At 55.7% G+C, this 26469-nt stretch carries 22 protein-coding genes; 15 read left to right on the forward strand and 7 right to left on the reverse strand.

The window, feature by feature from the left end; translation table 11 throughout:
* Nucleotides 1-177 precede the first annotated feature (177 nt).
* Nucleotides 178-2550, forward strand: a complete 2373-nt coding sequence (gene ppsA / locus BGP77_RS11760) for a phosphoenolpyruvate synthase (protein ID WP_108164924.1) — start codon at nucleotides 178-180, stop codon at nucleotides 2548-2550.
* Here the strand turns inward: ppsA and BGP77_RS11765 are convergent.
* Both BGP77_RS11765 and BGP77_RS11770 read right to left on the reverse strand, forming a co-directional pair.
* Entirely contained in the window at nucleotides 2537-3565 is a 1029-nt protein-coding gene (locus BGP77_RS11765; RefSeq protein WP_108164925.1) for an endonuclease/exonuclease/phosphatase family protein, read from the reverse strand. The two genes, ppsA and BGP77_RS11765, sit on opposite strands and share 14 nt — an antisense overlap.
* A gap of 4 nt (nucleotides 3566-3569) precedes the next feature.
* Complete coding sequence (locus BGP77_RS11770) at nucleotides 3570-4253, reverse strand: YjjG family noncanonical pyrimidine nucleotidase (protein WP_108164926.1); 684 nt, start codon at nucleotides 4251-4253, stop codon at nucleotides 3570-3572.
* Between the two features lie 150 nt (nucleotides 4254-4403).
* On the opposite strand from BGP77_RS11770, the gene ada reads away from it, so the two are divergent.
* The 4 genes from ada to BGP77_RS11790 all read left to right on the forward strand — a co-directional run bounded on the left by ada (nucleotide 4404) and on the right by BGP77_RS11790 (nucleotide 9176).
* The gene (gene ada, locus BGP77_RS11775; protein WP_108164927.1) at nucleotides 4404-5474 is read left to right on the forward strand and encodes a bifunctional DNA-binding transcriptional regulator/O6-methylguanine-DNA methyltransferase Ada; all 1071 of its coding nucleotides are present in this window, start codon (nucleotides 4404-4406) and stop codon (nucleotides 5472-5474) included.
* 87 nt (nucleotides 5475-5561) lie between these two features.
* A complete protein-coding gene (locus tag BGP77_RS11780) occupies nucleotides 5562-6737 on the forward strand; it encodes a DUF2868 domain-containing protein (RefSeq protein WP_108164928.1) in 1176 nt (391 codons plus the stop codon).
* Nucleotides 6730-8142 carry a DUF3482 domain-containing protein gene (locus tag BGP77_RS11785; RefSeq protein WP_108164929.1) on the forward strand — a complete coding sequence of 471 codons (1413 nt, stop codon included), beginning with the start codon at nucleotides 6730-6732 and terminating at the stop codon, nucleotides 8140-8142. The genes BGP77_RS11780 and BGP77_RS11785 overlap by 8 nt, the downstream gene beginning before the upstream one ends.
* Nucleotides 8143-8201: 59 nt before the next feature.
* Nucleotides 8202-9176, forward strand: a complete 975-nt coding sequence (locus BGP77_RS11790) for a carboxylesterase (protein WP_108164930.1) — start codon at nucleotides 8202-8204, stop codon at nucleotides 9174-9176.
* 52 nt (nucleotides 9177-9228) lie between these two features.
* On the opposite strand, the gene BGP77_RS11795 is transcribed toward BGP77_RS11790, so the two are convergent.
* Nucleotides 9229-9669, reverse strand: coding sequence for a hypothetical protein (locus tag BGP77_RS11795; protein WP_108164931.1), 441 nt, complete (start codon nucleotides 9667-9669; stop codon nucleotides 9229-9231).
* A gap of 203 nt (nucleotides 9670-9872) precedes the next feature.
* Between BGP77_RS11795 and BGP77_RS11800 the strand changes: the two genes are divergently transcribed.
* Nucleotides 9873-10856, forward strand: coding sequence for a rhodanese-related sulfurtransferase (locus tag BGP77_RS11800; protein WP_108164932.1), 984 nt, complete (start codon nucleotides 9873-9875; stop codon nucleotides 10854-10856).
* Between the two features lie 46 nt (nucleotides 10857-10902).
* Here the strand turns inward: BGP77_RS11800 and BGP77_RS11805 are convergent, their stop codons facing one another.
* From BGP77_RS11805 to BGP77_RS11815, 3 genes are all read right to left on the reverse strand, one after another.
* On the reverse strand, nucleotides 10903-11994 hold the full coding sequence (locus tag BGP77_RS11805; RefSeq protein ID WP_158269358.1) for an aldose epimerase family protein: 1092 nt from the start codon (nucleotides 11992-11994) through the stop codon (nucleotides 10903-10905).
* A gap of 64 nt (nucleotides 11995-12058) precedes the next feature.
* A complete protein-coding gene (gene galK, locus BGP77_RS11810; RefSeq protein ID WP_108164934.1) occupies nucleotides 12059-13204 on the reverse strand; it encodes a galactokinase in 1146 nt (381 codons plus the stop codon).
* The gene (locus tag BGP77_RS11815) at nucleotides 13201-14256 is read right to left on the reverse strand and encodes a UDP-glucose--hexose-1-phosphate uridylyltransferase (RefSeq protein WP_108164935.1); all 1056 of its coding nucleotides are present in this window, start codon (nucleotides 14254-14256) and stop codon (nucleotides 13201-13203) included. The genes galK and BGP77_RS11815 overlap by 4 nt, the downstream gene beginning before the upstream one ends.
* A 135-nt stretch (nucleotides 14257-14391) precedes the next feature.
* Here BGP77_RS11815 and BGP77_RS11820 point away from each other — a divergent pair, with 135 nt between their 5' ends.
* The 3 genes from BGP77_RS11820 (at nucleotide 14392) to murI (ending at nucleotide 17578) form a co-directional block, all read left to right on the forward strand.
* Nucleotides 14392-15408: a LacI family DNA-binding transcriptional regulator gene (locus tag BGP77_RS11820; protein ID WP_108164936.1), complete on the forward strand. Its 1017-nt coding sequence runs from the start codon at nucleotides 14392-14394 to the stop codon at nucleotides 15406-15408.
* Between the two features lie 190 nt (nucleotides 15409-15598).
* Nucleotides 15599-16720 carry an alanine dehydrogenase gene (gene ald / locus BGP77_RS11825; protein WP_108164937.1) on the forward strand — a complete coding sequence of 374 codons (1122 nt, stop codon included), beginning with the start codon at nucleotides 15599-15601 and terminating at the stop codon, nucleotides 16718-16720.
* Nucleotides 16721-16780: 60 nt separating this feature from the next.
* The gene (murI, locus tag BGP77_RS11830; protein WP_108164938.1) at nucleotides 16781-17578 is read left to right on the forward strand and encodes a glutamate racemase; all 798 of its coding nucleotides are present in this window, start codon (nucleotides 16781-16783) and stop codon (nucleotides 17576-17578) included.
* A gap of 15 nt (nucleotides 17579-17593) precedes the next feature.
* On the opposite strand, the gene BGP77_RS11835 is transcribed toward murI, so the two are convergent.
* Nucleotides 17594-17851, reverse strand: a complete 258-nt coding sequence (locus tag BGP77_RS11835; RefSeq protein ID WP_108164939.1) for a DUF2164 domain-containing protein — start codon at nucleotides 17849-17851, stop codon at nucleotides 17594-17596.
* A 106-nt stretch (nucleotides 17852-17957) separates the two neighbouring features.
* Here BGP77_RS11835 and BGP77_RS11840 point away from each other — a divergent pair, with 106 nt between their 5' ends.
* The 6 genes from BGP77_RS11840 to BGP77_RS11865 all read left to right on the forward strand — a co-directional run bounded on the left by BGP77_RS11840 (nucleotide 17958) and on the right by BGP77_RS11865 (nucleotide 26414).
* Nucleotides 17958-19748, forward strand: coding sequence for an ABC transporter transmembrane domain-containing protein (locus BGP77_RS11840; protein WP_108164940.1), 1791 nt, complete (start codon nucleotides 17958-17960; stop codon nucleotides 19746-19748).
* 244 nt (nucleotides 19749-19992) lie between these two features.
* Nucleotides 19993-21624, forward strand: coding sequence for a BCCT family transporter (locus tag BGP77_RS11845; RefSeq protein ID WP_108164941.1), 1632 nt, complete (start codon nucleotides 19993-19995; stop codon nucleotides 21622-21624).
* Nucleotides 21625-21964: 340 nt separating this feature from the next.
* Nucleotides 21965-23044 (forward strand): ABC transporter ATP-binding protein, encoded by a 1080-nt coding sequence (locus tag BGP77_RS11850; RefSeq protein ID WP_108164942.1) that lies wholly within the window; start codon nucleotides 21965-21967, stop codon nucleotides 23042-23044.
* Between the two features lie 77 nt (nucleotides 23045-23121).
* Entirely contained in the window at nucleotides 23122-24219 is a 1098-nt protein-coding gene (locus tag BGP77_RS11855; RefSeq protein WP_108164943.1) for an extracellular solute-binding protein, read from the forward strand.
* 71 nt (nucleotides 24220-24290) lie between these two features.
* The gene (locus BGP77_RS11860) at nucleotides 24291-25559 is read left to right on the forward strand and encodes an ABC transporter permease (RefSeq protein ID WP_233252352.1); all 1269 of its coding nucleotides are present in this window, start codon (nucleotides 24291-24293) and stop codon (nucleotides 25557-25559) included.
* Nucleotides 25560-25562: 3 nt separating this feature from the next.
* Complete coding sequence (locus BGP77_RS11865) at nucleotides 25563-26414, forward strand: ABC transporter permease (protein WP_108164945.1); 852 nt, start codon at nucleotides 25563-25565, stop codon at nucleotides 26412-26414.
* Nucleotides 26415-26469: the final 55 nt, after the last annotated feature.

The raw sequence follows: 26469 nt of genomic DNA on the forward strand, positions 1-26469 counted from the left end.
ACAGTAGCGCCGCAGGTGGGCTATTGTCATCTATAGAAAAGTCCGATGCTTATTCGGATGACGAATGGTGAACATTCAACGAAAAAATGCCTGGAATGAACGGGCTGAACGCTACAGTAGAGAGCAGCGAACCACGGAACAACAATAAAACAGCCGTCCGGGCGGGAGGATACACAGATGGACTTCGTTATCGACTTCAAACATCTCGGTATTGGTGATGTCGGCCAGGTTGGCGGCAAGAATGCGTCCCTCGGCGAGATGATCAGTAATCTGGCAGACGCCGGTGTTTCAGTCCCGGGCGGTTTTGCGACAACGGCTGATGCTTATCGTGAATTTCTGCAATATGAAGGTCTGAAAGAGCGCATCGACGCCACCTTGTCTGCGCTTGATGTAGACGATGTTGAAGCCTTGGCTCGTGCCGGCAAACAAATACGGGCAGAGGTTATGGAAGCGCCGTTTCCGGAACAGTTGGAAGCGGCAGTGCGCGAAGCCTATGCCGATTTGTGTAACGCCAATCCAGACACCTCCGTGGCGGTGCGTTCTTCGGCCACCGCCGAAGATTTACCGGACGCATCTTTTGCCGGTCAGCAGGAAACCTTCTTGAACATCAGCGGCATCGACTCGGTGTTGCAGGCGATTAAGGAAGTATTTGCGTCGCTGTTTAATGACCGGGCGATCGCCTATCGAGTGCATAAGGGGTTCGATCACAGCCTGGTTGCGCTGTCTGCGGGTGTACAGCGGATGGTGCGTTCTGACATCGGTGCCTCCGGGGTGATGTTCACCATCGATACCGAATCCGGTTTCGATCAGGTGGTGTTTATTACCGCGGCCTACGGTTTGGGTGAAACGGTGGTTCAGGGTGCGGTGAACCCGGACGAATTTTATGTGCACAAACCGGCGCTGAAGGCTGGAAAACAGGCGATTTTGCGGCGCAACCTGGGTTCCAAACTGATCAAGATGATTTATGGCGAAGCCGCAGAAACCGGTCGTTCGGTCGAGACTGTCGACGTGCCGGAAGATGAACGGATGCGCTTTGCGATCACGGATGACGAAGTACACGAACTGGCGCGTCAGGCCGTGACCATTGAGCAGCATTACGGTCGCCCCATGGACATCGAATGGGTGCGCGATGGCAGCGATGGCCAGTTGTATATCGTGCAGGCACGGCCGGAAACGGTGAAGAGCCAGAGTGCTGCCAATGTGATTGAACGCTATGCGCTGAAAGAGCACGGCAAGGTATTGATTGAAGGTCGTGCCATTGGTCAGCGTATTGGCAGCGGCCCGGTTAAGGTGATTCACGATCTGGGTGAGATGCACAAAGTCCAGGCCGGCGACGTGCTGGTGACCGATATGACCGACCCCGATTGGGAACCGATCATGAAACGCGCCTCGGCCATCGTTACCAATCGCGGCGGTCGCACTTGCCACGCCGCAATCATTGCCCGTGAACTGGGTATACCGGCGGTGGTCGGTTGTGGCGATGCGACAGAACGATTGAGCAGTGGCGTCGAAGCAACGGTCTCTTGTGCGGAAGGCGATACCGGTCGAGTCTATGCCGGACTGCTGGATTACAACGTCGATCAAAGCGATTTATCGGCGATGCCGGAACTGCCGTTTAAAATCATGATGAACGTGGGTAACCCCGACCGGGCCTTCGATTTTAGAGCGTTGCCCAATGCCGGTGTGGGACTGGCGCGACTGGAGTTCATCATCAACCGCATGATCGGTGTGCACCCTAAAGCCTTGCTGAACTATGACGAGGTGCCGGTTGATGTGCGCGAAAGCATCGACCACCGCATGGCCGGCTATGCCAGCCCAGTGGAGTTCTACGTTGAGAAAATCGTTGAGGGCGTGGCATCCATCGCGGCGGCGTTTTATCCGAAACCCGTAATTGTGCGGTTATCCGATTTCAAATCGAACGAGTACGCGCACCTGGTGGGCGGTTCTTTGTATGAGCCGGCTGAGGAAAACCCCATGATCGGTTTTCGCGGTGCCTCGCGTTATGTCGCCGACAGTTTCCGCGATTGCTTTGAACTGGAATGTCGGGCCATGAAGCGAGTCCGGGAAGAGCTGGGTTTGGATAACGTCCAGTTGATGGTGCCTTTTGTGCGCACCGTCGATGAAGGTCGCCAGGTGGTGGAACTGCTGGCAGAGAATGGACTCAAGTCAGGCGAAGCCGGACTGAAAGTCATCATGATGTGCGAGCTGCCGACCAACGCTCTGCTGGCCGATGACTACTTGCAGTATTTTGATGGCTTCTCCATCGGCTCCAACGATTTAACCCAGTTAACCTTAGGGTTGGATCGCGATTCCGGGCTGGTGGCTGGCAGCTTCGATGAGCGTGACGCGGCGGTTAAACGGCTGATGAGTCTGGCGATTCAGGCGTGCCGGAAGCACGGCAAGTACATCGGTATCTGTGGTCAGGGTCCGTCGGATTATCCGGACTTTGCCGAGTGGCTGATGGACGAGGGTATTGAGTCTGTGTCACTGAATCCTGACTCGGTACTCGATACTTGGTTGTATTTGGCGGAACACGTTAAGCCAAGTTGAGGGTCAGGTCGGCCCAGACAGGTCTATGGTCTGAGGCGGTGCGAACTGCCTCGGCCAAGTGGTTATCCGCAGGCCAGAGTACGGCGGATTGATCCCGTTTCCATTGCCGTGAAGGCAGCACATAGTCGGCCCGTAACCCCCAGTCTGCGGTTTGCCGCCCGTTACCCGCGGGCCAGCGCTGACGAGCGCCCGGGCTGGTGGGTTTGGGGTCCTGGACGTGTGCATGGTTCAGCAATTGCTCAATGGCACCCAGGCTGTCACCGGCGTCAGGGTCGGCGTTTAGGTCGCCTGCGATGACAAAAGCTGCATCACGGTTTAGCCCGCCCTGTCGACCCTGGTCGTCGCTGATTGTTGGCGATGTTTCCGTTGCATTCAGGTAGTTCAGCCAGAAGCGAATTTCATCGTTGTTGCGGTGTGCATTGCGTCGTTCCGGTCCGTCGAAGGCGGGCGGCGTCGGGTGGCTGACCAGCAGATGGAAATCCCCATCCGGTGCCTGAATTAATACATCCCAGTGCGACTTGCTCGACAATCGCAGCACGCCCAGGTCATCAGGGTGGTAAAAGTCAGAGCCGTCGGGTTGTTTGGGGAAGTCAGCGCCAGGAAGGTCGCGCCACAAAAAATGCTGAAACGTACGGCTGGCAGAAAGGTCGATCGGCCAACGCGATAAGACCGCCATAGCGTACTGACCCGGGAAGGCACCGAAGCCAAAAGGGGTGGTTTTTTGCTGGTCGTCTTTAACCAGATCGCGACCGGAATCAACGCCAGTATTAACCGGCGCAAAATAGCGATGCGGATAATCCAACCCAGCGGGCAGTAGCCAACGATCGGCGAATAAATCCAGGTTCGTGGCGTCCGCATCGCGATCGATTTCGTTGAGCACCAGTACATCCGCCTGCAGTGATTGCATCACCTCTATGACGGCACGCAACTGAGTACTGCCGGCACCTTTAAGCTCGGTGTTCAGGGCCGATTCTGACGCTCGGTTCAGGGCGACGTTGTAGCTGGCCAGACGCAATCGATCAGTCCTCCAGCAGCCAAGTGGCCAGCTCTTCGATACGTTGAATCTGACGCGTTGGAGGTTCCAATTCGTCGGGCAGGGCGGCGGTTAGCCAGGCGGTGTCCCAACCGTAGTTGCGACCGCCTTGGATGTCAGTTTCGTAGCGGTCCCCGACCATCAATACGCGGTCGCGTTCGGGGGAGCCCATGGCCAGATTCATGGCTTCGAATATTCGGGGGTCGGGTTTGCCAACGCCAATGTCTTCCGATACCACCAGGGCGCTGATCAACGGAGCCAGGCCGGAGTGTTCCAGCCGTGGGCGCTGTACCCGCGTCAGGCCATTGGTCAGTACCGCCAGACGGGCGTGCTCGGCCAGGCGTTGCAGGGTGGTTAACGTACCGGGCAACAAGGTTGAGCCTTCCGCTAAAAAGTCGAGAAAACGGTCAGCCCAGGGCTCGGCTGCCTCATCGACGCCCACTTCATCAAACAGTCGTCGGATGCGCATCAGCTTGATGGCTTCGGGACGAATCGCTCCGCGTTCCATCTCTTGCCACAGGTGTCGGTTGATGCCGGAGTAAAGCGCTCGATGTTCCGTGGTGTCGGTGAGGCCAATACCGGTAAGCAAGCGACCAATGGCGTGATGCTCGGCCTGGCCAAAGTCGAAGAGGGTGTCGTCGGCATCGAAGACGATCCAGTCGTAACGCATACAGCATCCTGGTCAATGGATAGGTGGCCGTATTAGAGCAAATCAGTTTACTGGACGACAGATTAAAAATTGCAGCGCAAGGCTCGGAGTGAGCGTGCTTGCTGGCAACCTTAGTCTGGGTGAAGATCGCTGACATCAGGAGACCTGAGTATGACTGTGAATGCTTCATCATTGGACGACCAGCGTTGGCACGCCCTGTTGGAACGCCAATTCGACGGACTGGCGCCATTTTTATACGCCGTCATTACCACCGGTGTGGTGTGTCGGCCGGACTGTTCATCGCGTCGTCCGCGCCGTGAGAATGTGCGGTTTTTTGAGTCACTGACGGCAGCGCAAGCGGCGGGTTTTCGACCCTGTAAGCGGTGTCGGCCGGATGCGCAGACGCCAGCACAGCAACAACGCCAGGCGCTGGTTGCTGTCTGCCGTCGCCTGGAGAACGAAGATCCAACGCCGACGCTGGCCAATTTGGCGGCCGATCTGAAACTCAGCCAGTGGCATTTCCAGCGCTTGTTCCGTCGGGTGATGGGGGTGACCCCACATCAGTATGCGACAGAGTATCGCGCAGGGCGTTTGAAAGCGGCGTTAAAAACAGCGACCAGCGTTACCGATGCCAGTTACCAGGCCGGCTACGGTTCCAGCAGCCGTTTGTTTGAGGCGGCCCGATCGCGGTTGTCCATGTCACCGTCGGATTATCGCCAGGGTGCTCCCGGACAGCGCCTGCATTATGGCCGGGCACCCTGTCACCTGGGTTGGGTCGGGATGGTCGCCAGCGAGCGGGGCATCTGTGGCATTGAACTGGCCGATGATGCGGACAGCCTGCAACAGCGACTGCAGCAGACTTTCGCCAAGGCAACGCTGATTGAAGCAGGTGAAGCGTTCGATGAGATGCTGTCTCAGGTGGTGGCTTTTCTGGCACAGCCGGAACAGGTGTTCGACTTGCCGCTGGATATTCAAGGCACCGCCTTTCAGTGTCAGGTTTGGCAAACATTGCGTACTGTTCCGGCAGGGCAGACGCTCAGCTATGCCGAACTGGCTGCCCGCCTGGGTCGGCCGGAAGCCAGCCGAGCCGTCGCCGGTGCCTGCGCTGCCAATAAGCTGGCGGTGGTGGTGCCCTGCCATCGCATTACCCGCGCCGATGGCTCAATCAGCGGTTATCGTTGGGGCGTTGAGCGTAAACGTCAGTTGCTGGAACAAGAAGCCAAACGCTCCGATCAGGCTTGAACTGCTGTCTTTTGAACCCGACACTTATGTTTTTGCTGTGGTTCAAGGAGCGTCGCCATCAAGGCCACCGATCAACTCGACCTCGGTTTGCGTTGGCTCGATGCCGACCCCGATTATCCGGCTGGCCCAGCCAGTGACTGGCTGACGTTTCTGCGCCAGGCGAACGTTTTACCGGCTCAGGTGCGCCTGCGCCTGGTGCGGTATTGGCCCCTGCTGGCGGCTATCAATGGTGTGCTGAGCATGGTCGGCCTGAATGTCTGGCCCGCCAGTGGCATCCATTTGCTGGGGTTTCTGCTGCTGTTTTGGTTGCTGCCGGTGCTGTTCTGGAGCTGGCAAGCGACGGCCTTGTTGTCGGCCAATCGCGCGCCTTGGTGGCGACCACTGTTCACCTCACATCGAGATAAAGTCATTGGTTTGTGGTGCTCACGGCAGGCGGTGCTGGCGCAACTGAGTTTTACGCTGGCTGCGCTGGCAACGTTGTGGGCGATGTTGTTCGGCCGGGAAGTGGTGTTCTATTGGAGCACCTCCCTTCCGGCTGTGAGCGGACTGATGGATGAAAGCCTGGCAATGCTGACGCTGGGTTGGTTGGACGCGCCGGATCCGCTGATCATCAGTGCTTCTCAAGCGGGCGCCGTCAGTGGTTGGCAACAGACTCTGTTGAATTACTCCTTCTACTGGGCGGCATGGCTTAGTCAGGTGGTGGCGCTGTGGGTGCTATTGCCGTTGGCGTTGCTGTTGCCCGTGTTTCAGCTTCGTTTGATGACCGTCTTAAAGCGCTGGCCGCAGTACAATCATCAATTGCGAGCCCGCTTCCAATTATCGTCGCCGTCAGCAGTGCATTATCAGGCTTTGGATGCGGCTGAACCGGTGGCGAATTTGGCCGTGACACCGTTGGATGAACAAGAATCCGAGCCGCTTGAACCGGGGTTTATCTGGCAACTTGGACGCGACTTTAAACCATCACAAGGCAGTCTGCGCCTGGGGGCAATATCACAGCGTGAAGACGAGCAGGCGGTGGCAAAGCAGTCGCGGACGCTGTCGGTCTGGTATTGTTCTGCTCGGTCGGTGCCCACTGGGGATCTGGCTGACCTGCTGCTGAAACATCGCGCGACCGGTGGTCATCCCCGCGTGTATTTGCTGGCGCGTCGGGGTGACACTCTTGAACCACTGAACCTGGCCCGCAATTGGCGGGCCTTTATGGAGCGACATCGTCTGAGTGATGTGCCGGTGATTCTGTGTTGGACGGAGGCGCTCAATGAGTGACAGCGCGACGCCTCGTTTTGCTGTGGTTGGGCATCCAAATCAGGGTAAATCCAGTCTGGTATCGACCCTGGTGCAAGATGACCATATCGCGGTCAGTCCGATCAGTGGTACCACCCAGAGTGCGCACCGCTATCAATTATTGCTCGCAGACCAGGTGCTCTATGAGCTGGTCGATACGCCGGGATTTCAGCGCGCTCGTCAAATTCTCGATTGGTGCAATGAGCGTGCAGCGGATGCCGCCGAACGTCCGGCTGTGTTAGCCAGTTTTGTCGCTCAGCATCGGGATGATCGGCGATTCAGTGATGATTGCGCCTTGCTTGAGCCTATTTTGAACGGCGCGGGCATTGTCTATGTGGTGGATGTCAGTCAGCCCTTCGGGTCAGTGTTTGATGCAGAGCTGCAGTTGTTGTCATGGACGGCTCAGCCGAGATTGGCGTTGCTCAATCCCATTGGCAATGACCGCCATGCGGCCCAGTGGCAAACCGCACTCAGTCAGTATTTCTCGCTTGTCCGCCGGTTCGATCCGTTAGTGGCGCCCTTTGAGCAGCACTTAGCGCTGCTTCGATCGCTGGCAGAAGTACACCCACCTTGGCGTGAAGCGCTGATTAAGGGCGTCGATGCGTTATCGGAACAACGTCAGCAGCGCCATGACCAGGCGGCACAGGCGTTGTTGCTCTATTTCGAGCGGATGCTTCACCTGCAGCTGCAGCTGCCGATGGTTGGGCCGCGAGACCAGGTTCGAGCCGCCGGGCTGGCGCAATACAATCAGGCCTTGCAGCAGCTGGAGAAAGGCCTGCGCACGCGCTTGGCGGAGATTTATGGTCACGGAGATTTGGACTGGCGTACGGAGTGGCAGGCGCTGGCGCAAGACGATTTGACCGATGCGCGCGAGTGGCGCGTATGGGGGCTGTCCCGGGCGCGTCTGGCATCGCTCAGTGGGGCTGCGGGTGCTCTGTCGGGTTTGGCCGTTGACGCCGCGGCAGGAGGTACCTCCTTGCTGCTGGGCGCCGTCAGTGGTGGGGTGCTGGGCGGTCTTGCCGGCGGTTTTGCCGGTCGAAACGGCGTGACTTTCCAGTGGGTTTCACGCGTGCCTGGCTACGAACACTGGCAATTGGGGCCGATGACCAGTCTGGATTTTGCGTTGGCGATGATCGGTCGGGCGCTGCGCTGCTGGTATCAGTTACGACAACGCAATCACGCTCGTCGTGACGTACTGGATATGGGCGGTGCCGATTTTAATACCTGGCTCAGTGGTCTGGAGCGAAAGCAGCAAGTGCAGTGGCTCTACTGGGTGCGGCGTTTGATGAAGCGGTCGCTCACAGAAGCCGAAGTGGCTCAATTCACGGCCTTAATAGCAGCTATTGGGTATCAAATGGATATTCTTTTTACTAAAATAAACAAATAAAAGATTATTTTATGGATACTTTGCTAGACTGTAGTCAAAGACTGGATGGAGTCTGAAACGTGACAACCATCGTGATATCTATACTGGTAGGGACGCTGATCTTACTCTGGATGTTCGGTCCAAGGCCAAAGGTGGTGTTGCAATGGCTGGTCGATGAACTGCCGGTTGAGTTGGATCAGCTACCGAACTGGTTAAAAGAGCAGGAATCCAGGTTCGATATTGTTCCCGGTGGCGAAAAGGCTATCGATTTTGCCGACCCAGACCACCCGGCCCAGACGGAATATGTGGTGCTGTATCTTCACGGCTTTTCGGCAACGCGTCAGGAGTTGGCGCCGATTCCTCAACATGTCGCACAGGCGCTGGGGGCTAACTGTTTCGGTTCCCGCCTGACCGGTCATGGCGTTGGTGGCGACGAGTTGGGTGAAGCCACCGCCGGTGACTGGCTTAAAGACGCCGCCGAAGCTTGGGAGCTGGCCACGCGGTTAGGGCGCAAGGTGATCATCCTTAGCTGTTCAACCGGCGGCACCCTGGCAACCTGGTTGGCGCAGCAGCCCAGTGCTCAGGAGCAATTGGCGGCCATGGTGCTGGTATCGCCAAACTTTAAGATTCGGCTGTGGGCAGCAACGATGTTTACCTGGCCTTGGTCTCGTTATTGGCTGCGTTACCTGGCGGGCACGCATCGCGAAACACAAGCACCGAATGAATTCGTTGCGCGCTATTGGACGGTGCGTTATCCAACCAAAGTACTGCACGAATTGCAGGCGCTGGTGCAAGCGGTGCAGCGCAGTGATATGGGTAACATTAAGGCGCCAACCTTGTTCATCTACAGCGATTTCGATCAGGTTGTCGACAGCCGCTATACCGATAAGGTCTTTAAACGTTGGGGTGCGCCACGTGAGCGTGTCAAAGTTGAGGAACTGATTGGGCACTCCAATCATGTTGTGGCAGGCGATCTGTTAGCGCCGGAAAACACCGTTAAGACACAGCAGGAAATTCTGGCTTTTTTAAGGCGACAAGGTATTCACTGCTCGTAGTTTTGTACAAAAAAAACGGCCCGAAAGGGCCGTTTTTTTATGCATGAGGCAATCAGAATTGCATGCCAACAGAGAAGTAAGGGCTGTTGGGATGCGCACCACCTTCAACAAACAGCGTGGTGTTGTTGATCAAAATATTCAGGCCAACCTCAGCGGCCAGGCCGAATTCACCATCATTTTCGAAACTGATGCCTGGGCCTAAGCTACCGTACAGTCCCAAGCCGTACTCGATATCGATCAACACGCCCATGGACAGGTCGGCACCGACGGCGGGGTTGTCTGAAAAGCCAGCACCCAGTTCCAATTCGCCGTAAGTGTTCAGACCGTTACCGGACAGGGCGGGAATATTGATTGGGAAACCCATGGCACCGTTCACACCGAGGGCGCTATCGTAACTGGCGATGCCCAGTTCGGTACCGCCACCACCAGCCTGGGCAGCAGTGCCGGCAATCGTGAGGGTTGTCAGTACTGCGGTAAATGCCAGTTTCTTCATGTTGCGACTCCTTAACGATAAGAATCAAGAACGAAGCAATCAGTCTAGTTAGGTTTACGTTCAGGTTGAACCCCGTACCGACTGTGATGAGAACAAGTTCCTCATACTTGCGAGACCTTTACGTCTTGCCTAAAATCCCGCTCCCTGAAACTGACACCCACTTTGGCTCTGAATTTACGGTTCAGTCCGCTGGAGACGATTCGATGACCGCACCCATTGTCGTGACGGCGCTTTATCATTTTGTGCGCCTGGACGATCACACCCAATACCGCCAGCCGCTGCTGGATCTGATGGACGCCCGAGGCATTCGTGGCACCTTGCTGTTAGCCAGTGAAGGCATCAACGGAACCGTGGCCGGCAGTCAAGAGGCCATTACCGAACTGCTTGACTGGTTGCAATCTCACCCTCCCTTTGCCGGGCTTAGCCATAAGGAATCCTTTTGCGATGAGATGCCTTTTTATCGCACCAAGGTGAAGCTGAAAAAAGAAATTGTGACCATGGGTGTGGAAGGCATCGACCCGCGTCATATCGTCGGCACCTACGTAAAACCGCAGGATTGGAATGCGCTGATCAGTGATCCAGACGTGTTGCTTATTGATACACGGAACGATTACGAAGTCGGCATCGGCACCTTTGAAGGAGCGGTAAACCCTAATACTCAGACGTTTCGTGAGTTTCCTGAGTACGTGGAGCGTGAGCTTGATCCTGAGCGTCACACCAAGGTTGCCATGTTTTGTACCGGTGGCATTCGCTGTGAAAAATCGACCGCTTTTCTGAAGGAAAAAGGGTTTGATGAGGTGTATCACCTGGAAGGTGGCATTCTGAAATACCTGGAAGAAGTGCCAGAAGCGCAGTCGATGTGGCGGGGTGAATGCTTTGTGTTCGATAACCGAGTAACGGTGGGACACGGGCTGAAACCGGGCCATTACGATCAGTGTCACGCTTGTCGCCGTCCGATTTCAGCGGACGATAAAGCCCATGCGCATTTCGAAGCCGGTGTCAGTTGTCCGCACTGCTACGACGAAGTTACCGAAGAACGTCGCCAACGGTTTATCGAACGCGAACGCCAAGTGCAATTAGCTCGGGCCCGTGGCGAACACCATATCGGTGAAGACGCACGTCGTGATATTGCTCAGCGTAAGGCGGAAAAAGAAGCGGCACGCTTGGCGCAACGCGAACAGTCTTAGGGGTGGACGGTTGAAAGAAGGCAAACGCCTTCTTTCAACCGCTGTATCAGGCGTACCAGTGTGCCGGGTCGTCCTGACCGAACTGGTAAATAATGACCGAATGATAGGTTTCGCCCGGACGCAGAATGGCGTCGGGGAAGTGGTCGTGATTATTGCTGTCTGGCCACAGCCCGGGTTCGAAGCAGAAGGCGCCATGACGCAAATAGCGTTGTTGTGCGTTCTTCGGAGTACCTCCGAGGAAGTTTCCGCTGTAGAACTGCACACCCGGCTGATTGGAGAAGCACTTCAACCAAAAGCCAGTGACGTTATTGCGTGCTTCCGCCTGCAATACGGTTTTATCCAACACCGAGTCGGCCATAATAAAATTATGGTCGTAGCCACCCGCGCGCAATAAGGATTCATCTTCGAGCGTTGCCAACCTTGGGCTGATATCGGTCCACTCACGCAGATCCAGAACGCTGTTATCAACGGGTAAAATTTGCCCCGTCGGTAAGGCCGTTTCATCGGCTTCGGTATAGCGTTCAGCGTGAATGCGGAACTCGTGGTTTTTCAGTTCGCCCGACAGATCACCGCCCAGATTAAAGTAGGCATGATTGGTCAGGTTCAACAGCGTTGCCTGATCTGTTTTTGCCTGAATATCAATCGACAACTGATTGTCTGGCAGCAGTTGAATGGTCTGAACAATATCAACGGCACCGGGGTAGCCCGCGTCGCCATCGGGGGTATGTAAGCGCAAAACCAGCGTTGGAATGCCGTCTTCCAACGACAGTCGTGAGTCCCACAGTCGTTGCCCGAAACCTTGGCTGCCGCCGTGCAGGTGATGCGGAGCGCCGTTGGTTTCCAGTTGCAGTGTTTGACCCTCGACCTCGGTACGACCGTTGCCGATGCGGTTTGCCACGCGACCAACGGTGGCACCCAGGCTGGCGCGTTGCTCGATAAACGCATCTAGGGTATCGCAGCCTAACACCAGTTCCAGAGGCTCTCCTTGCCAGGGCAGGGAGAAGCCGATCAGCGCGGCGCCGTAGTTGGTGAAACGCGCCTGCGCACCAGCACCATTGCGCAAATGGAATTCAAGCACTTCCTGACCGTCGTCCAGTTGGCCCCAGACTTCTTCGGCAATCAGCGTGTTATCAGACAAGATCGACTCCTGAGAATGGCTGAAGGCGCATTGTGTAAGCTGGCTTCGGTCAAGTCCAGCCGGCTTAGAATGCGCCATCGACCGGCTGGCAGACATAGGCAACCGGTGCCGGCTTCCGACCATCCGGATAGCCACGCTCGACCACGGCCAGGACTGTATCGACCTGATCACGAGGTACGACGGCCACCATGCAGCCGCCAAAGCCGCCGCCGGTCATGCGTACACCGCCCATGCCGCGCAGCGCTTGAGCAACTGCATCGACCAGTTCATCAATGGGCGGCAGGGTGATTTCAAAGTCGTAACGCATGGACGCGTGGCTTTCGGCCATCAGCTTGCCGATGGCCTGCCAGTCACTGCGCTCCAGTGCGTCAACCATGGCCAGGGTGCGCTCGTTATCGGTCAAAATGTGGCGCGCTCGGCGAGCCGTGACGGCGGGCAGTTCTTCCCGGTGGGTGATCAGATCTTCGGGTTTAGCATCGCGCAGGCTGGCGACACCGAGAATGTGTGCGGCCTGCTCGCATTGCTGGCGGCGACTGTTGTATTCACTGTCGACCAATCCTCGTTGAATGCGCGAGTTGATGACCACAATGGCAGCGTCGTCGGGCAAGCGCACCGGACGGATGTCCAGCGAACGACAATCGATAAGAGTCGCGTGCCCATCCAGGCCACAGGCCGATACCAGCTGGTCCATGATGCCGCACTGAATGCCGACGAATTCATTTTCTGCACGTTGACCGAAACGCGCCGCTGCCGGGCCATCCAGTGGTTCACCACTGAAACCAGTCAGGGCTCGGGCGGTGGCCACTTCCATAGACGCCGATGAACTGAGACCGGTGCCTTGAGGAATGTTGCCATGAATCAGCAGGTCGGCGCCGCTTAAGCGATAGCCGGAGCTGAGCATGACTTTGCAGACGCCACGCAGGTAGTCGGACCAGGGCGCTTTGGGGTCGCGTTCAATGGGGTTGTCCAGGTCAAATTCAGACCAGCTTTCACCCTGATCCAAAGCACACAGACGAATGATGCGGTCGTCTCGCGCCCGACCCGCCAGGCAGGTGTGGAAATCGATGGCCGCGGGCAGTGCAAAGCCATCGTTATAATCGGTGTGTTCGCCAATGAGGTTGACCCGACCCGGCGCCAGAAAGCTGGCTTCGGCCGGTGTTTGAAACAAGCGTTCAAAGGCGCTTCGGGTTGCGATAGCTAATGGATTCATGCGCGACGCTCCCGATAGTGATGGTCGCTGACAGCGCGTAACCGTTCGGCCGCTTGTTCGGGTGTTAGGTCGCGTTGGGCCTCTGCCAGCATTTCATAACCCACCATAAACTTGCGCACCGTGGCGCTGCGTAACAAGGGTGGGAAAAAGTGAGCGTGAACTTGCCAGTGGTTGGTATCGCTGTCACCACAGGGTGCGCCATGCCAGCCCATGGAGTAAGGAAAGCTGGTTTGGAAGAGGTTGTCGTAGCGACTGGTTAGGCGTTTGAGTAAATCCGCCAGGCTGTCTTTTTCGGCATCGCTCAACTCATTCAGATGACGGCGGTGTGCCAAGGGCAGTACCAGGCTTTCAAACGGCCAGCTCGCCCAGTAAGGCACAACGGCAATCCAGTGCTCGTTCTGCACCAGGGTTCGTGCACCGTCCGCGGCTTCACGCTGAGCGTAATCGAGCAGCAGAGGGCTTTGATGATCGTTGTGATAATGACGCTGGCTCTGATCCTCGCGCGCTGGCAAAGACGGTAAGCTGGTATTGGCCCAGACTTGGCCATGGGGGTGAGGCTGCGAACACCCCATCAACGTGCCTTTGTTTTCAAACAGCTGCACCCAGCGGTAGCGCTGGCCGAGTTCGGTTAACTGCTCGACCCAGGTATCGACTAACCTCCGTATTGCCGGTAATGGCAGTTCGGGCAGTGTCAGACTGTGGTCTGGGCTGTAGCACAGCACCCGGGCAACACCGGCTTCGGGACGAGCGCGCATCAGCGGGTCGTCAGTGTTGTCGCTCTGGGTGGGTGCATCTGGCATCAAGGCGCCGAAATCGTTTTCGAAAACGTAGGTATCCTGATAATGCGGATTGGTTTCGCCACTGATTCGTTCGTTGCCCGGACACAAATAACAGTCGGGGTCGTAACTGGGATGAACCGCATTGTCTTGAACTTCGGTCTGTCCTTGCCAAGGTCGCTTAGCACGGTGGGGTGAGACCAGAATCCAGTCGTCAGTCAAAGGATTGTAGCGGCGATGCGGATGGTCTTGCGCATCGAACTTTGGCGGCGTCATCATGGACTCCTGTATTTTTATTGGCTCAGTCTAAGTGATTTGAAAACGTTTTCAAGTGGTGCGCACGCTCGTCGTTGTATCGCCGTTGGAAAGCGGTCAGACTGTGGCTCCGTTTTATCAGCAGAGGGCGGTTGTTTGTCCACCATTAAAGACGTTGCCGCTCAGGCAGGAGTCTCGATTTCGACGGTTTCGCGAGTGATCAATCACCCGGACTCCGTTGTGCCAGTTAAGCGACAGGCGGTTTTGGCGGCGATGCAGGCGCTCGATTATCGACCCAACTCATTGGCTCGAGCGTTGGTGAGCCAACGTTCCGACTGTGTTGGTCTGGTGGTGGGTGAGATTGATTCGCCGTTTTTTGCGCAACTGATGGCTGGTGTGCATCGTGTCCTGCTGGATGCGGGCAAACACGTCATTGTTACTGCGGGCTATCACCAGGCTGAGCAGGAACGGGAATCCATCCGGTTCTTGCTGGAGCGTCGCTGTGATGCCCTGATCGTACATGCCAAGGCGTTACCGGAAGAAGAGTTGGCGGCGCTGTTAAAAGGCTCGACGCCGGTGGTGTTGATTAACCATCTGTTGCCGGAGTTCGAAGAACGTTGCGTCTACCTCGACAACGAAGAAGGCGCTTACCTGGCGACTCGTCATTTGTTGTCCCGCGGACATCGCCGTATTGGCTACATTGGCTCCAACCGAGGCATTGAAGATGGCGCCGATCGTGAACGTGGGTATCAGCGTGCCTTGGCGGAGTTTGGGCTGGAGGCCGATCGAAAAGACCAGGTGCGGGCGTTTCCCGATGAGGCCGGTGGTCACGATGCCATGGCCGAAGTGCTGCGGCGCAGTCCCGACCTGACTGCGGTTTTTGCCTACAACGATGCCATGGCCGGTGGTGCGATTAACATGCTCAAAGACAGCGGATATGCCGTGCCGGAGCAACTATCAGTCGTTGGTTTTGATGATGTCATACTGGCGCGACTGTTGTCTCCGAGGTTAACCACTGTGCGCTACCCGATTGGCGAGATGGGTGCTCTGGCCGCCCAATTGGTGTTGCACGATCTGGAAGAGCGCTTTCCTGCCGTTGAACAGCCGCGCCGCTTTACACCGCGCTTAATCGAGCGTCACTCGGTTCGTCAGGTCAGTCCTGATGCCAATTGAGCAGATGATATTCCTGTGAATTTGTCTTTTTCTGGATAAAACATCTCTAGACTGTAAGTTTTATCGAGTAATCCCGGGTTTTGTTGAGCCATTACAGAACCCCTTTTTGAGGTGGACTTTCTATACTGTCAGGGTTGCCTGTGCCCGACTCGGGGCCTGGCCAAATCCATTCGACAGGAGAAGGGCTGCGATGAAAGTTGGCGTTCCCAAGGAAATCAAAAACCATGAATATCGCGTGGGGCTGACACCTTCAGCGGCACGCGAGTTAATCCACCACGGTCATCAAGTGGCCATTGAAACCAGCGCTGGCGCGTCCATCGGTTTTAGCGATGAAGAATATCAATCGGCCGGTGCCCAGATTTTGCCGACCGCCGATGCGGTGTTTGACTGGGCTGAAATGATCGTCAAAGTCAAAGAACCTCAGGCGATCGAACGCAAGAAGCTGAAACCCCACCACACGCTGTTCACCTACCTGCATTTGGCTCCCGATCCGGAGCAAACTCACGATCTGCTGGAATCCGGTGCGGTATGCATCGCTTATGAAACGGTCACTGATACTGCCGGTCGGTTGCCGCTGTTGGCACCGATGTCTGAAGTGGCGGGCCGTATGTCCATTCAGGCGGGTGCGCATTGTCTGGAAAAAGCTCAGGGCGGTCGGGGTTTGTTGTTGGGCGGTGTTCCCGGTGTGGCGCCGGCTAAAGTGGTTGTCATCGGCGGTGGCGTGGTCGGTCAAAATGCCATTGCTATGGCGATTGGTCTGGGTGCTGACGTGGTGGTGTTGGACAAAAACATCGACACCTTGAGAGCGCTGGATCGTCAGTATGGCAACCGTTTGTGCACCCTCTATTCGACGCGTGAAGCCTTGGAGCAGCAAGTGCTTGAAGCCGATCTGGTGATTGGTGCGGTGCTGATTCCCGGGGCGGCAGCGCCTAAGCTGGTGACCGCGGAGCTCATTAAACGGATGAAGCCAGGTGCGGTGGTCGTGGATGTTGCCATCGATCAGGGTGGGTGTTTTGAAACCTCGAAAGCAACGACCCACGCCGAACCGACCTATGTCGTCGATGATGTGGTGCATTACTGCGTTGCCAATATGCCCGGTGCGGTTGCCCGGACCTCAACCATGGCGCTGAATAATGCCACCTTGCCGTTTACCTTAGCGTTGGCCAATAAAGGTCCGAAACAAGCGATGCAAGATGATGCGCATTTGTTGGCCGGCCTGAACGTTTGTCGCGGTCAATTGACCTATCAAAGCGTCGCCGAGGATCTGGGTCTGGAATACCGGGATGCCAAGGAAGCTTTGCAACTGATCTGAGTTTACTTCCCCGCAGTCTCACCTTAGGCTTGCTGCCTCGATTGAGCAGGAGTAACAGGTGTGATCGGGGTTTTCGACTCAGGTATCGGGGGGCTGACGGTATTGCGCTGGGTACGCCAGCAGTTACCGCAAGCCCCTTTGTTGTATGTCGCCGATCAGCGCTGGTCGCCTTACGGGGCCAAGCCCAGTTGGTTATTGCAGCAACGCTGCGATGCGATCGCTGACTGGTTGTTGCGACAGGGCGCAACCATGCTGGTGGTGGCGTGTAACACTGCCACCGCCCATTGTGTGGAAGCGCTGCGTAAGCGGCTGCCGGTCATTATTGTTGGCGTTGAGCCGGGCATTAAACCCGCTGCGCTGGGCAGTCGAACCGGCACCATCGGCATTCTGGCCACCGAGAACACCCTCGCCTCAACGCGCTATCAGGATTTAGCCGCCCGCTTTAACCCCAACACCCGTATTCTCAATCAGTCGTGTCCGCATCTGGCTGAGGCCATTGAACGTGGCCCGGATAACCCGGATATCGAGCGGCTGTTGCATGAATACGTGCCAGGTTTGGTGGAAGCCGGAATCGATCGCTTGGTTCTTGGCTGTACGCATTATCCGTTGGCGCGTGAACGCATTCAGGATTTAATCGGCTCGGGCGTTCGACTGATCGACACCGGGGAAGCCATTGCTGCTGAAGTGGGGCGGCGCTATCAACCCATGCCAGGGCAGGCCGCGCAAACCACCTTACTGACCACGGGCGATCCGTCTCGGTTAACCCAGTTGATCAACGCCTACCCAAGTTTAAAAGCCGCCTTTGGGGATGCCGTTTGTGAGCAGACACCCGCGGCGTTATTGGATGGTCCGGTCTGACCGGGCCGTTGTTCGTTAGCCGCGTTCAGCTTCTTCCAGCGCGTAAAGATCGTCTTCCGTGCGAGCGTGGTATTCACGCACCAGCGCCAACGCTTCGGCGATGGCTCGGTTGTGAATGGCCGGTGTTAATTGCTCAATAAAATAATCGATGACCGATTCCACCTCGAACTGACCCAGATCGACATTGAGTTCGTTATTGAACCAGTGCTGGCAATGGTGGTTGAGGTGTTCACGCTGTTCTTTGCTGAGTAATGCCAAAGGTTTTTTAGCCATTCAGGGCTCCGGTGGGTCGCTGTCCAGAAGTCACTTTCGGCCCGGCGGCGCTTGTTTTGCCGAGGTTGGGCCCAGATGGTGGCAGCATCCATGAAAGGGGATCCCCATGTCCAGCCAACCCGTTGTCCCACCTTCCTTGCCGTTTGGCTTTTTGGCCCAGCTCTGGCCTTATTTGAGTCGCTATCGCGGCATTTTGATAGGCGCCATCCTAGCCCTGGTTTTAACCGCCGGTCTCACCTTACTGATGGGGCAGGGCGTGCGTCTGGTGATTGATCAGGGGTTGCTGGCTTCCTCGCTGGAGGCGCTGAATAAGACGTTGGGTTTGATGATGGTATTGGTGGTTGCCATGGCCATCGGTACCTTTACCCGCTTTTATCTGGTGACCTGGTTGGGTGAAAAAGTCTCCGCTGATTTGCGCGCCGATGTGTTTGCCCAACTGGTGCGGTTGCATCCCAGTTATTTTGAAGAAAACCAAAGCGGCGACATCATGTCGCGGTTGACCACAGACACCACGTTGCTGCAATCCATCATCGGTTCGAGTTTGTCTTTTGCGTTGCGCAATATGCTCACCGTGACTGGCGGGCTGATCATGTTGGTGGTGACCAATCTAAAATTGTCGGCAGTGGTGTTACTGGGCGTGCCAGCAGTGTTGGTACCGGTCATATTGATGGGGCGCCAGTTGCGGGTGTTGAGTCGTCGCAGTCAGGACAGCGTGGCGGATGTCGGGACCTATGCTGGCGAGATCATCCGACAGATTAAAACGGTGCAAAGTTACGGTCGGGAAAATTTCGAACGTCAGGCGTTTCAGGTCGAGGTTGACGAAGCATTGGCCGTTGCCCGACAGCGTATTCGCCAGCGCTCTTTTCTCATGGCGGTGGTGATTTTGCTGGCGTTCACCGCCATTGCCGCCATGATTTGGGTGGGTGGCTATGACGTGATGACGGGTCAGATGACGGGCGGTGAGTTGGCGGCTTTCGTTTTCTACGCCGTTATGGTCGCGTTTGGTGTGGCCGGTGTGTCAGAAGTCTATGGCGAGGTGCAGCGCGCGGCGGGTGCAACCGAGCGCTTAATGGAGTTGCTCGCTGAGCCTTCTTTAATTACCGACCCGGATCAGGCAGTAACCACCAATCTGACGCACAGTGAAGCCATGCGCCTCGATAACGTCAGCTTCAGTTATCCCAGTCGACCGGATAAACCGGCGCTGGACCAGGTGTCGCTGAGTGTGCAGCGCGGCGAAACCATTGCGTTGGTCGGTCCGAGTGGCGCCGGGAAATCGACGTTATTTGAGTTGCTGTTGCGGTTCTACGATCCGCAGCAAGGGCAGGTCAGGGTGCAGGGGCAGGACGTACGCGAGTTGGCGTTAGACGATCTGCGCCATCAGTTTGGTCTGGTGCCGCAACAGCCGGTGTTGTTCAGTCAAAATGTCTGGCACAACATCCGCTATGGTCGACCCGACGCCAGTGATGACGACGTCATCGCTGCGGCTAAAGCCGCCCATGCCTACGATTTCATCATGGCGCTGCCCGACGGCTTTGACAGTCATCTGGGTGAAAACGGTGTGCGTTTGAGCGGTGGCCAGAAACAACGGCTGGTCATTGCCCGGGCTATTTTGAAAAACCCCGCCATCTTGTTACTGGATGAAGCGACCAGCGCGCTGGACGCCGAAAGTGAGCATCAGGTTCGACAGGCGTTGAGCGTGCTGATGCGTGATCGCACGACGGTCATCATTGCGCATCGCTTGGCAACCGTGTTGGAAGCGGATCGTATTCTGGTGCTCGATCAAGGCCGCATTCAAGCCGTTGGTCGTCATGCGGAATTGTTGCAATCATCACCCTTGTATCGCCGTTTGGCCGATCTTCAGTTTGCCGATGGGCAGTTGTCATCCTCCCTTTCTTAAGCCTCTTATAGCCCGGTTATCAGGTCGCTAACCCCGCATTCTATGTCGCTTGCAGGCAGGGAATGCGGGGGAATCGGGTTGTAAGTACTCTGTCAATGCCGTAGTGTTTAGACCTCGAAATAAAAAGTCATCACTGTCGATACGGTCTGTTATTGCTTGTGCAGTCGGTCGTGTCAGGTGAGACAATGGCTGGTGGATCCAGTCGCATAAAACTCCGTCATGATGATTAGAGTAGGGGACTGTAATGACAGATAACACGGATATGATCCCTCCTGAAGGAGAGGCGAATCCGATCGATACCGATTATCAGGTAGGCCAGGACAATATTAAGATGAGTATTGGTCCGTTTGGTCTCGACATCCATAACCGGGTGTTCATGATTTCCGGTCTCGTCATCGTTGCTTTTGTATTCCTGACGCTGGCGTTCCAAAGCAGTGTTGGTCCGGTGTTTGAAAGCCTGCTGTCGTGGTTGTATACCAACTTCGATTGGTTCTTCTTGCTCAGCGGTAACATCTTTGTCCTGGTGTGTGTGCTGTTAGTCCTGTCACCACTGGGTAAGGTTCGACTGGGCGGTACAGAAGCCAAGCCGGACTATTCGTACGCAGGCTGGTTCGCCATGTTGTTCGCCGCCGGTATGGGCATCGGTTTGATGTTCTACGGCGTGTCCGAACCGATGAGCCACTTCCAAACCGCTTTGGGCGGCACCAGCGTTGCTGACGGCGGTGCTCGTTCGGACTGGGCGCCATTGGGTGCAGCAGCCGGCGATCAATTGGCCGCGGCTGATTTGGGCATGTCTGCGGCGATCTACCATTGGAGTCTCCATCCTTGGGCGATCTACGCCATTCTGGCGTTGGGCCTGGCGTTGTTCTCCTACAACAAAGGTCTGCCGCTGACCGTGCGTTCGATCTTTTACCCGATTCTGGGTGAGCGCGTCTGGGGTTGGCCGGGTCACATCATCGACATCCTGGCGGTGTTCTCCACCATCTTTGGTTTGGCGACTTCGCTGGGTCTGGGTTCTGCTCAGGCGGCTGCTGGTCTGAACGCCTTGTTCGGCATTCCTTTGGGAGCCACGACTCAGGTTGTTCTGGTGCTGGGTATTACCTCCGTTGCTTTGATTTCGGTCGTCGCTGGTCTGGAAAAAGGGGTTAAGCGACTGTCTGAAATCAACATGGGTCTGGCGATTCTGTTGCTGTTGTTCGTGGTTCTGGTCGGTCCGACGCTGGCTATCATCACTGGCTTCTTTGGCGACCTCTTTAACTACGCCAAGAACTTTGGTGGTCTGTCCATGCCGTTCGCACGTGACGACTCCAACTTCAGCCAGGGCTGGACATCGTTCTACTGGGCCTGGTGGATCTCCTGGTCACCGTTCGTCGGTATGTTCATCGCGCGCGTTTCGCGTGGCCGCACCGTCCGTGAATTCATCATCTGTGTGTTGCTGATTCCGTCACTGGTCTGTGCTTTCTGGATGAGCGCCTTTGGTGGCACTGCCATTCACCAGTTCATCAACGATGGCTACACCGCTGTTGCGGATGCCGGTCTGGATCTGCGTTTGTTTGAGATGTTGGCCGCCATGCCGTTGGCAGAGATCACCTCGTTCATCGCCATCATCCTGGTCATTGTGTTCTTCGTGACGTCATCGGACTCCGGTTCTTTGGTAATCGATACCATTACCGCTGGTGGCAAGATGGAAGCACCCACACCGCAGCGCGTATTCTGGGCGTCCTTTGAGGGTCTGTTGGCAATCGCCCTGATACTGGGTGGTGGCTTGGCAGCCTTGCAGGCGATGGCCGTATCCACCGGCTTGCCGTTTACGCTGGTGCTGCTGGTCGGCTGTTACACCCTTTATAAGGGGCTGGCTTCGGAGCCACGCTCTTAAGCGAAGGTTGACCAAGAAAGCGAGCTGACAGGCTCGCTTTTTTTTGGCCGATCCACTGCGCCAATGGCTCGAAAAACGCTCAAAAAAGTTTCGTTGTCGAAAGCTTTAGAAGGCAAGGAAATTGCTAACTTTTCTTGGTCGAACCATTGTTGAGGACGTGGCTGTAATCGGTCGCATTTTCGCACCTTACTGGGGCGATTGAGGGGCCTTGTGAACCGAAATAAATCAAAAAAAACGTTAAAAATCAGTAGCAATCAAGATTTTTAACGCAAGACTGGACGCCGTTTCGTAAGGCTGTTAATTATAGCTATAAGGTTAATTTACTGGACAGGATCACCCCGTGGAGCCATTCGCAAAGTTCAAGAACGTTCAGAAAAGTTATGACGGTGTTTCGTTGGTCGTGAAGGATTTCAATCTGGATGTTGCGCCAGGTGAATTTGTCACCCTGCTGGGTCCTTCCGGCTCAGGTAAAACCACCTGTCTGATGATGATGGCCGGCTTTGAAACACCAACGCATGGTCAGATTCTGCTCAAAAACGAGCCCATTACCCGCTTGCCACCGCATAAACGCGGCATTGGCATGGTGTTTCAAAATTACGCCCTTTTCCCGCACATGAGTGTCGCTGAAAACCTGTCCTTCCCACTGGAAGTGCGCGGCTTCGATAAAGCCGAAATCGCCAAGAAGGTGGACAAGGCACTGGGTATGGTGCAGTTGCAAGGCTTTGAAGGTCGTCGCCCCGCGCAGTTGTCGGGCGGTCAGCAGCAACGTGTCGCTCTGGCTCGTGCACTGGTCTTTGAGCCGGAGCTGGTGCTGATGGATGAACCACTTGGCGCACTCGATAAAAATCTGCGCGAAGAAATGCAGTTAGAAATCAAACGCATTCACGAAGAACTGAATGTGGCCATGATCTACGTGACACACGATCAGGGCGAGGCGTTGACCATGTCGGACCGTATTGCGGTCTTTAACGACGGCGTGGTGCAACAGCTGGCAACACCGGATGAACTCTACGAACGTCCGGAGAACGCCTTCGTTGCGTCTTTCGTTGGCGAGAACAACCGTTTTGGCGGTGAAGTTGCGCAAATGAAGGATGGTCAGTGTCAGGTGCGTTTGTCGGATGGGTCGGTTGTTGAAGCCACGCCGGTGGCGGTGAACGATGCCGGTCAGAGTTCAACCCTGTCGATTCGCCCTGAGCGGGTGGTGATCAATCCGGATAACGGAGCACTGCCCAACATCTTCGATGCTGAGGTGAAAGATGTGATTTACCTCGGTGATCATCTGCGTACGCGGGTGTCGGTCTGTGGCAATGATGAATTTGTGGTGAAGACACCGAATTCCATCGACAAGCAGTCCCTCAAGCGTGGTCAGAAGATCCGGGTGGGCTGGTCCCACACCGATTGTCGAGCCCTAGATGCGTAATGAAACGCGCATCAACAATTATAAGCAGATCAGAATGCCGGATATCACCGGTTAACTATGATGCAGGAGACTCAACCATGAAAGCGAAGACGGTAATTGTACCTAAGGCTCTCGCAGGCCTGGCGGTAATGTCCCTAGCCGGTACTTGGGCCCAGGCGGATACACTGAACATCGTATCCTGGGGCGGTGCCTACACAGCCAGTCAACAGCAGGCTTATCACCAACCTTGGATGGAAATGAGCGGAGACGAGATCGTCAATATTGACCGTTCTTCCAATGCACTGGCCGGTCTGCGCGCTCAGACCCAAGCCGGTAACGTCACCTGGGATCTGGTCGATATCCTGCCGTCTGATGCGATGGTTGCGTGTGACGAAGGTCTGGTCGAGCCGATTGATCACGATGCTCTGTTGGCGGCGGCTCCAGACGGCACTCTGCCTTCTGAAGACTTTATCGAAGGCTCGCTGAGCGAATGCTTCGTGCCACAGATCGTTTATTCAAACGTGATCGGTTTTAACACGGAAGCCTTCCCAGCGGACAACCAGCCATTCCTGATGGAAGACGTGTTCAACCTGGAAGACTACCCGGGCATGCGTGCACTGCAGCGTCGTCCGATCAACAACCTGGAATGGGCGTTGGTTGCTGATGGTGTTGCTGTTGAAGACGTGTACGACGTTCTGGAAACCGAAGAAGGCGTGGCGCGTGCTTTTGCCAAGCTGGACACCATTAAGGATCACGTGATCTGGTGGGAAGAAGGTGCTCAGGTACCTCAGTTGCTGGCTGACCAGGAAGTGGTTTTCGCTTCTGCCTATAATGGTCGCCTGTTCGATGCTGCCGTTAGCGAAGGCCAGCCGTTTGAAATTATCTGGGACAAGCAGGTATTCGAACTGGATGGTTGGGTTGTACCGGCTGGCAAACTCGACAAAGTTGAAGATTACCTGGCGTTCGCAACCGATACCCAGCGTCTGGCGGACCAAGCCAAGTACATTTCCTACGGTCCGGCTCGTGAGTCTTCTGCTGCCATGGTCAGCACCCACGCTGAAACAGGCATTGATATGAAGCCGCACATGCCGACTTACGGTCCGAACTTCGCGACTGCCATTCAGAAAGATGACGAGTTCTGGTCCAACTATGGCGACGAACTGAACCAGCGTTTCAACGCTTGGTTGGCCCGCTAAGGGTGAGTGTCACCGGGGCCGTTTGGCCCCGGTATCTTTCCAGACGTTTATTTCCGTAACAGGACAGTAATGTGACTGAAAACAGTATGAGCAAGGCCGGCCAAGGGCTGACAACGGCCAATGGCGTACCTCTGAAGGTCAGCCTGATGCGGACCAACCGGCGCAATCAAATTCGCGCTTTTTTATTGGTAGCACCGCTTCTGGTTTTCCTTGTCGTCGCTTTTATCATGCCTATTCTGGATATGCTCCAGCGCAGCGTCGATAACCCCGAAGTGGGAACTCAGCTGTCGCGCACCGTCGCCGCTTTGGAAGATTGGGATGGCGAAAGCATTCCCGATGAACCCGTTTTTGATGCCTTAACCCAAGACCTGCTGGCAGGCGCAGAAGCGCGCAATCTGGGTCAAGTTGCCAGCCGATTGAATTATGAATCTTCCGGTATGCGATCGTTGATTATGAAAACCTCGCGCCGCGCCGGAAGAATTGAAAGTGGCCCCTATAAGGCTGCGATTCTGGATATTGATGAAGACTGGGGTGAACTGGAAACCTGGCGTTTAATTGAGCGCGAGTCCGACCCTTATACACTGTCGTATTACCTGGCTGCGCTGGATATGAAATACGACAGCAACGGTGAGATTGTCTCTCAGCCGGAATATCTGAAGATCTACCAACAACTCTTTGTCCGAACGTTTTGGATGAGTATTGCGATTACCGGTTTGTGTTTGTTGTTGGGTTATCCCATTGCGTTTTTATTGGCCAATACACCGCTGCGTTATTCCAACCTGCTGATGATTCTGGTGCTGTTGCCGTTCTGGACCTCGTTGCTGGTTCGTACCACCACTTGGATTGCCATCTTGCAGCAACAAGGGGTATTGAACGACATCTTTGTCGGCCTCGGCATCATTGCCGATGACAGTCGATTGTCGATGATCTACAACAAAACCGGCACGCTGGTAGCGATGACACATATTCTGCTGCCCTTTATGATTTTGCCGCTGTACTCGGTGATGAAGACAATCCCGCCTTATTACATGCGAGCCGCACGCTCCTTGGGTGCTCAACCCTTCCTGGCCTTCCGCCGGGTCTATTTCCCGCTGACGATTCCAGGCATTGGTGCCGGTTCGATTCTGGTGTTTATCCTTGCCATCGGCTACTACATCACCCCCGCTCTGGTGGGTGGTCAGGATGGTATTTTCATCACCAACTTTATTGCGTTCCATATGCAGACGTCCCTGAACTGGGGTCTGGCGGCGGCCATCGCTTCCATCCTGCTGTTTGTGGTAATCGCATTCTATCTCGTCTACAACCGCCTGATTGGCGTTGACAATGTGAAGCTGGGGTAATCGATGGCCGTTCCTTCTTATGCAACCGGCCCGGAACGGGTCTGGTATTACGTCTTCCGATTCATCTGCGCGCTGATCTTTTTGTTTTTGGTCGGGCCGCTGCTGATCATTATTCCGTTGAGTTTCAACGCCGAACCCTATTTCACCTTCACCGACGCTATGTTGTCGCTGAAGCCAGAGGGGTTCTCGCTGCGCTGGTATGTCGACTTCTTTACCTCCAGCGCCTGGTTGGGCTCAATCCGTAACTCCATCCTCATTGCTATTGCGTCGACCATTCTGGCGACTATTTTGGGAACGTTGGCAGCGATGGGGTTGTCGAGTCGTTTCATGCCGTTCCGCAATACCATCATGGCATTAATGATCTCGCCCTTGGTCGTACCGCTGATCATCTCTGGCGCGGCCATGTTTTTCTTCTTCTCTCGTGTCGGCCTGAGCCAAACGTATCTGGGCGTTATTCTGGCGCACACCGCTTTGGGGATTCCCTTTGTGGTGATTACCGTGACGGCGACGATGAGTAGCTTTGATCACAGTCTGACACGGGCCGCCGCCAGCCTGGGTGCTAACCCGGTAACAACCTTCTTCAAGGTGATTTTGCCGCTGGTGACTCCCGGTGTGGTATCCGGTGCGCTGTTTGCCTTTATCACCTCGTTTGACGAAGTGGTGGTGGTGCTGTTTGTCAGCGGACCGGAACAACGCACCATTCCGATTCAGATGTGGTCGGGGATTCGCGAAGAGATCAGTCCGACCATCTTGGCGGTTGCGACCATGATGGTGGTGCTGTCGATTCTGCTGCTGACAACCTTGGAATTGTTGCGTCGTCGTGCTGAACGGATGCGCGGCTTGTCGCCAGGTTGATGGGTGTGATGGATGAATAAAAAAGGCGGCCTTGAGCCGCCTTTTTTAGGATTGG

The organism is Saccharospirillum sp. MSK14-1 (genome assembly GCF_003054965.1).
Taxonomy (GTDB): domain Bacteria; phylum Pseudomonadota; class Gammaproteobacteria; order Pseudomonadales; family Natronospirillaceae; genus Saccharospirillum.

Bases quoted from the DNA above. Each gene is read 5' to 3' on its own strand.
- BGP77_RS11770 (WP_108164926.1), bottom strand. From the start codon at position 4,253: ATGCGTTACGACTGGATCGTCTTCGATGCCGACGACACCCTCTTCGAC.
- BGP77_RS11800 (WP_108164932.1), top strand. From the start codon at position 9,873: ATGACCGCACCCATTGTCGTGACGGCGCTTTATCATTTTGTGCGCCTG.
- BGP77_RS11855 (WP_108164943.1), top strand. From the start codon at position 23,122: ATGAAAGCGAAGACGGTAATTGTACCTAAGGCTCTCGCAGGCCTGGCG.
- galK (WP_108164934.1), bottom strand. From the start codon at position 13,204: ATGAATCCATTAGCTATCGCAACCCGAAGCGCCTTTGAACGCTTGTTT.
- ald (WP_108164937.1), top strand. From the start codon at position 15,599: ATGAAAGTTGGCGTTCCCAAGGAAATCAAAAACCATGAATATCGCGTG.
- BGP77_RS11785 (WP_108164929.1), top strand. From the start codon at position 6,730: ATGAGTGACAGCGCGACGCCTCGTTTTGCTGTGGTTGGGCATCCAAAT.
- ada (WP_108164927.1), top strand. From the start codon at position 4,404: ATGACTGTGAATGCTTCATCATTGGACGACCAGCGTTGGCACGCCCTG.
- BGP77_RS11865 (WP_108164945.1), top strand. From the start codon at position 25,563: ATGGCCGTTCCTTCTTATGCAACCGGCCCGGAACGGGTCTGGTATTAC.
- BGP77_RS11840 (WP_108164940.1), top strand. From the start codon at position 17,958: ATGTCCAGCCAACCCGTTGTCCCACCTTCCTTGCCGTTTGGCTTTTTG.
- BGP77_RS11845 (WP_108164941.1), top strand. From the start codon at position 19,993: ATGACAGATAACACGGATATGATCCCTCCTGAAGGAGAGGCGAATCCG.
- ppsA (WP_108164924.1), top strand. From the start codon at position 178: ATGGACTTCGTTATCGACTTCAAACATCTCGGTATTGGTGATGTCGGC.
- BGP77_RS11835 (WP_108164939.1), bottom strand. From the start codon at position 17,851: ATGGCTAAAAAACCTTTGGCATTACTCAGCAAAGAACAGCGTGAACAC.
- BGP77_RS11815 (WP_108164935.1), bottom strand. From the start codon at position 14,256: ATGACGCCGCCAAAGTTCGATGCGCAAGACCATCCGCATCGCCGCTAC.
- BGP77_RS11795 (WP_108164931.1), bottom strand. From the start codon at position 9,669: ATGAAGAAACTGGCATTTACCGCAGTACTGACAACCCTCACGATTGCC.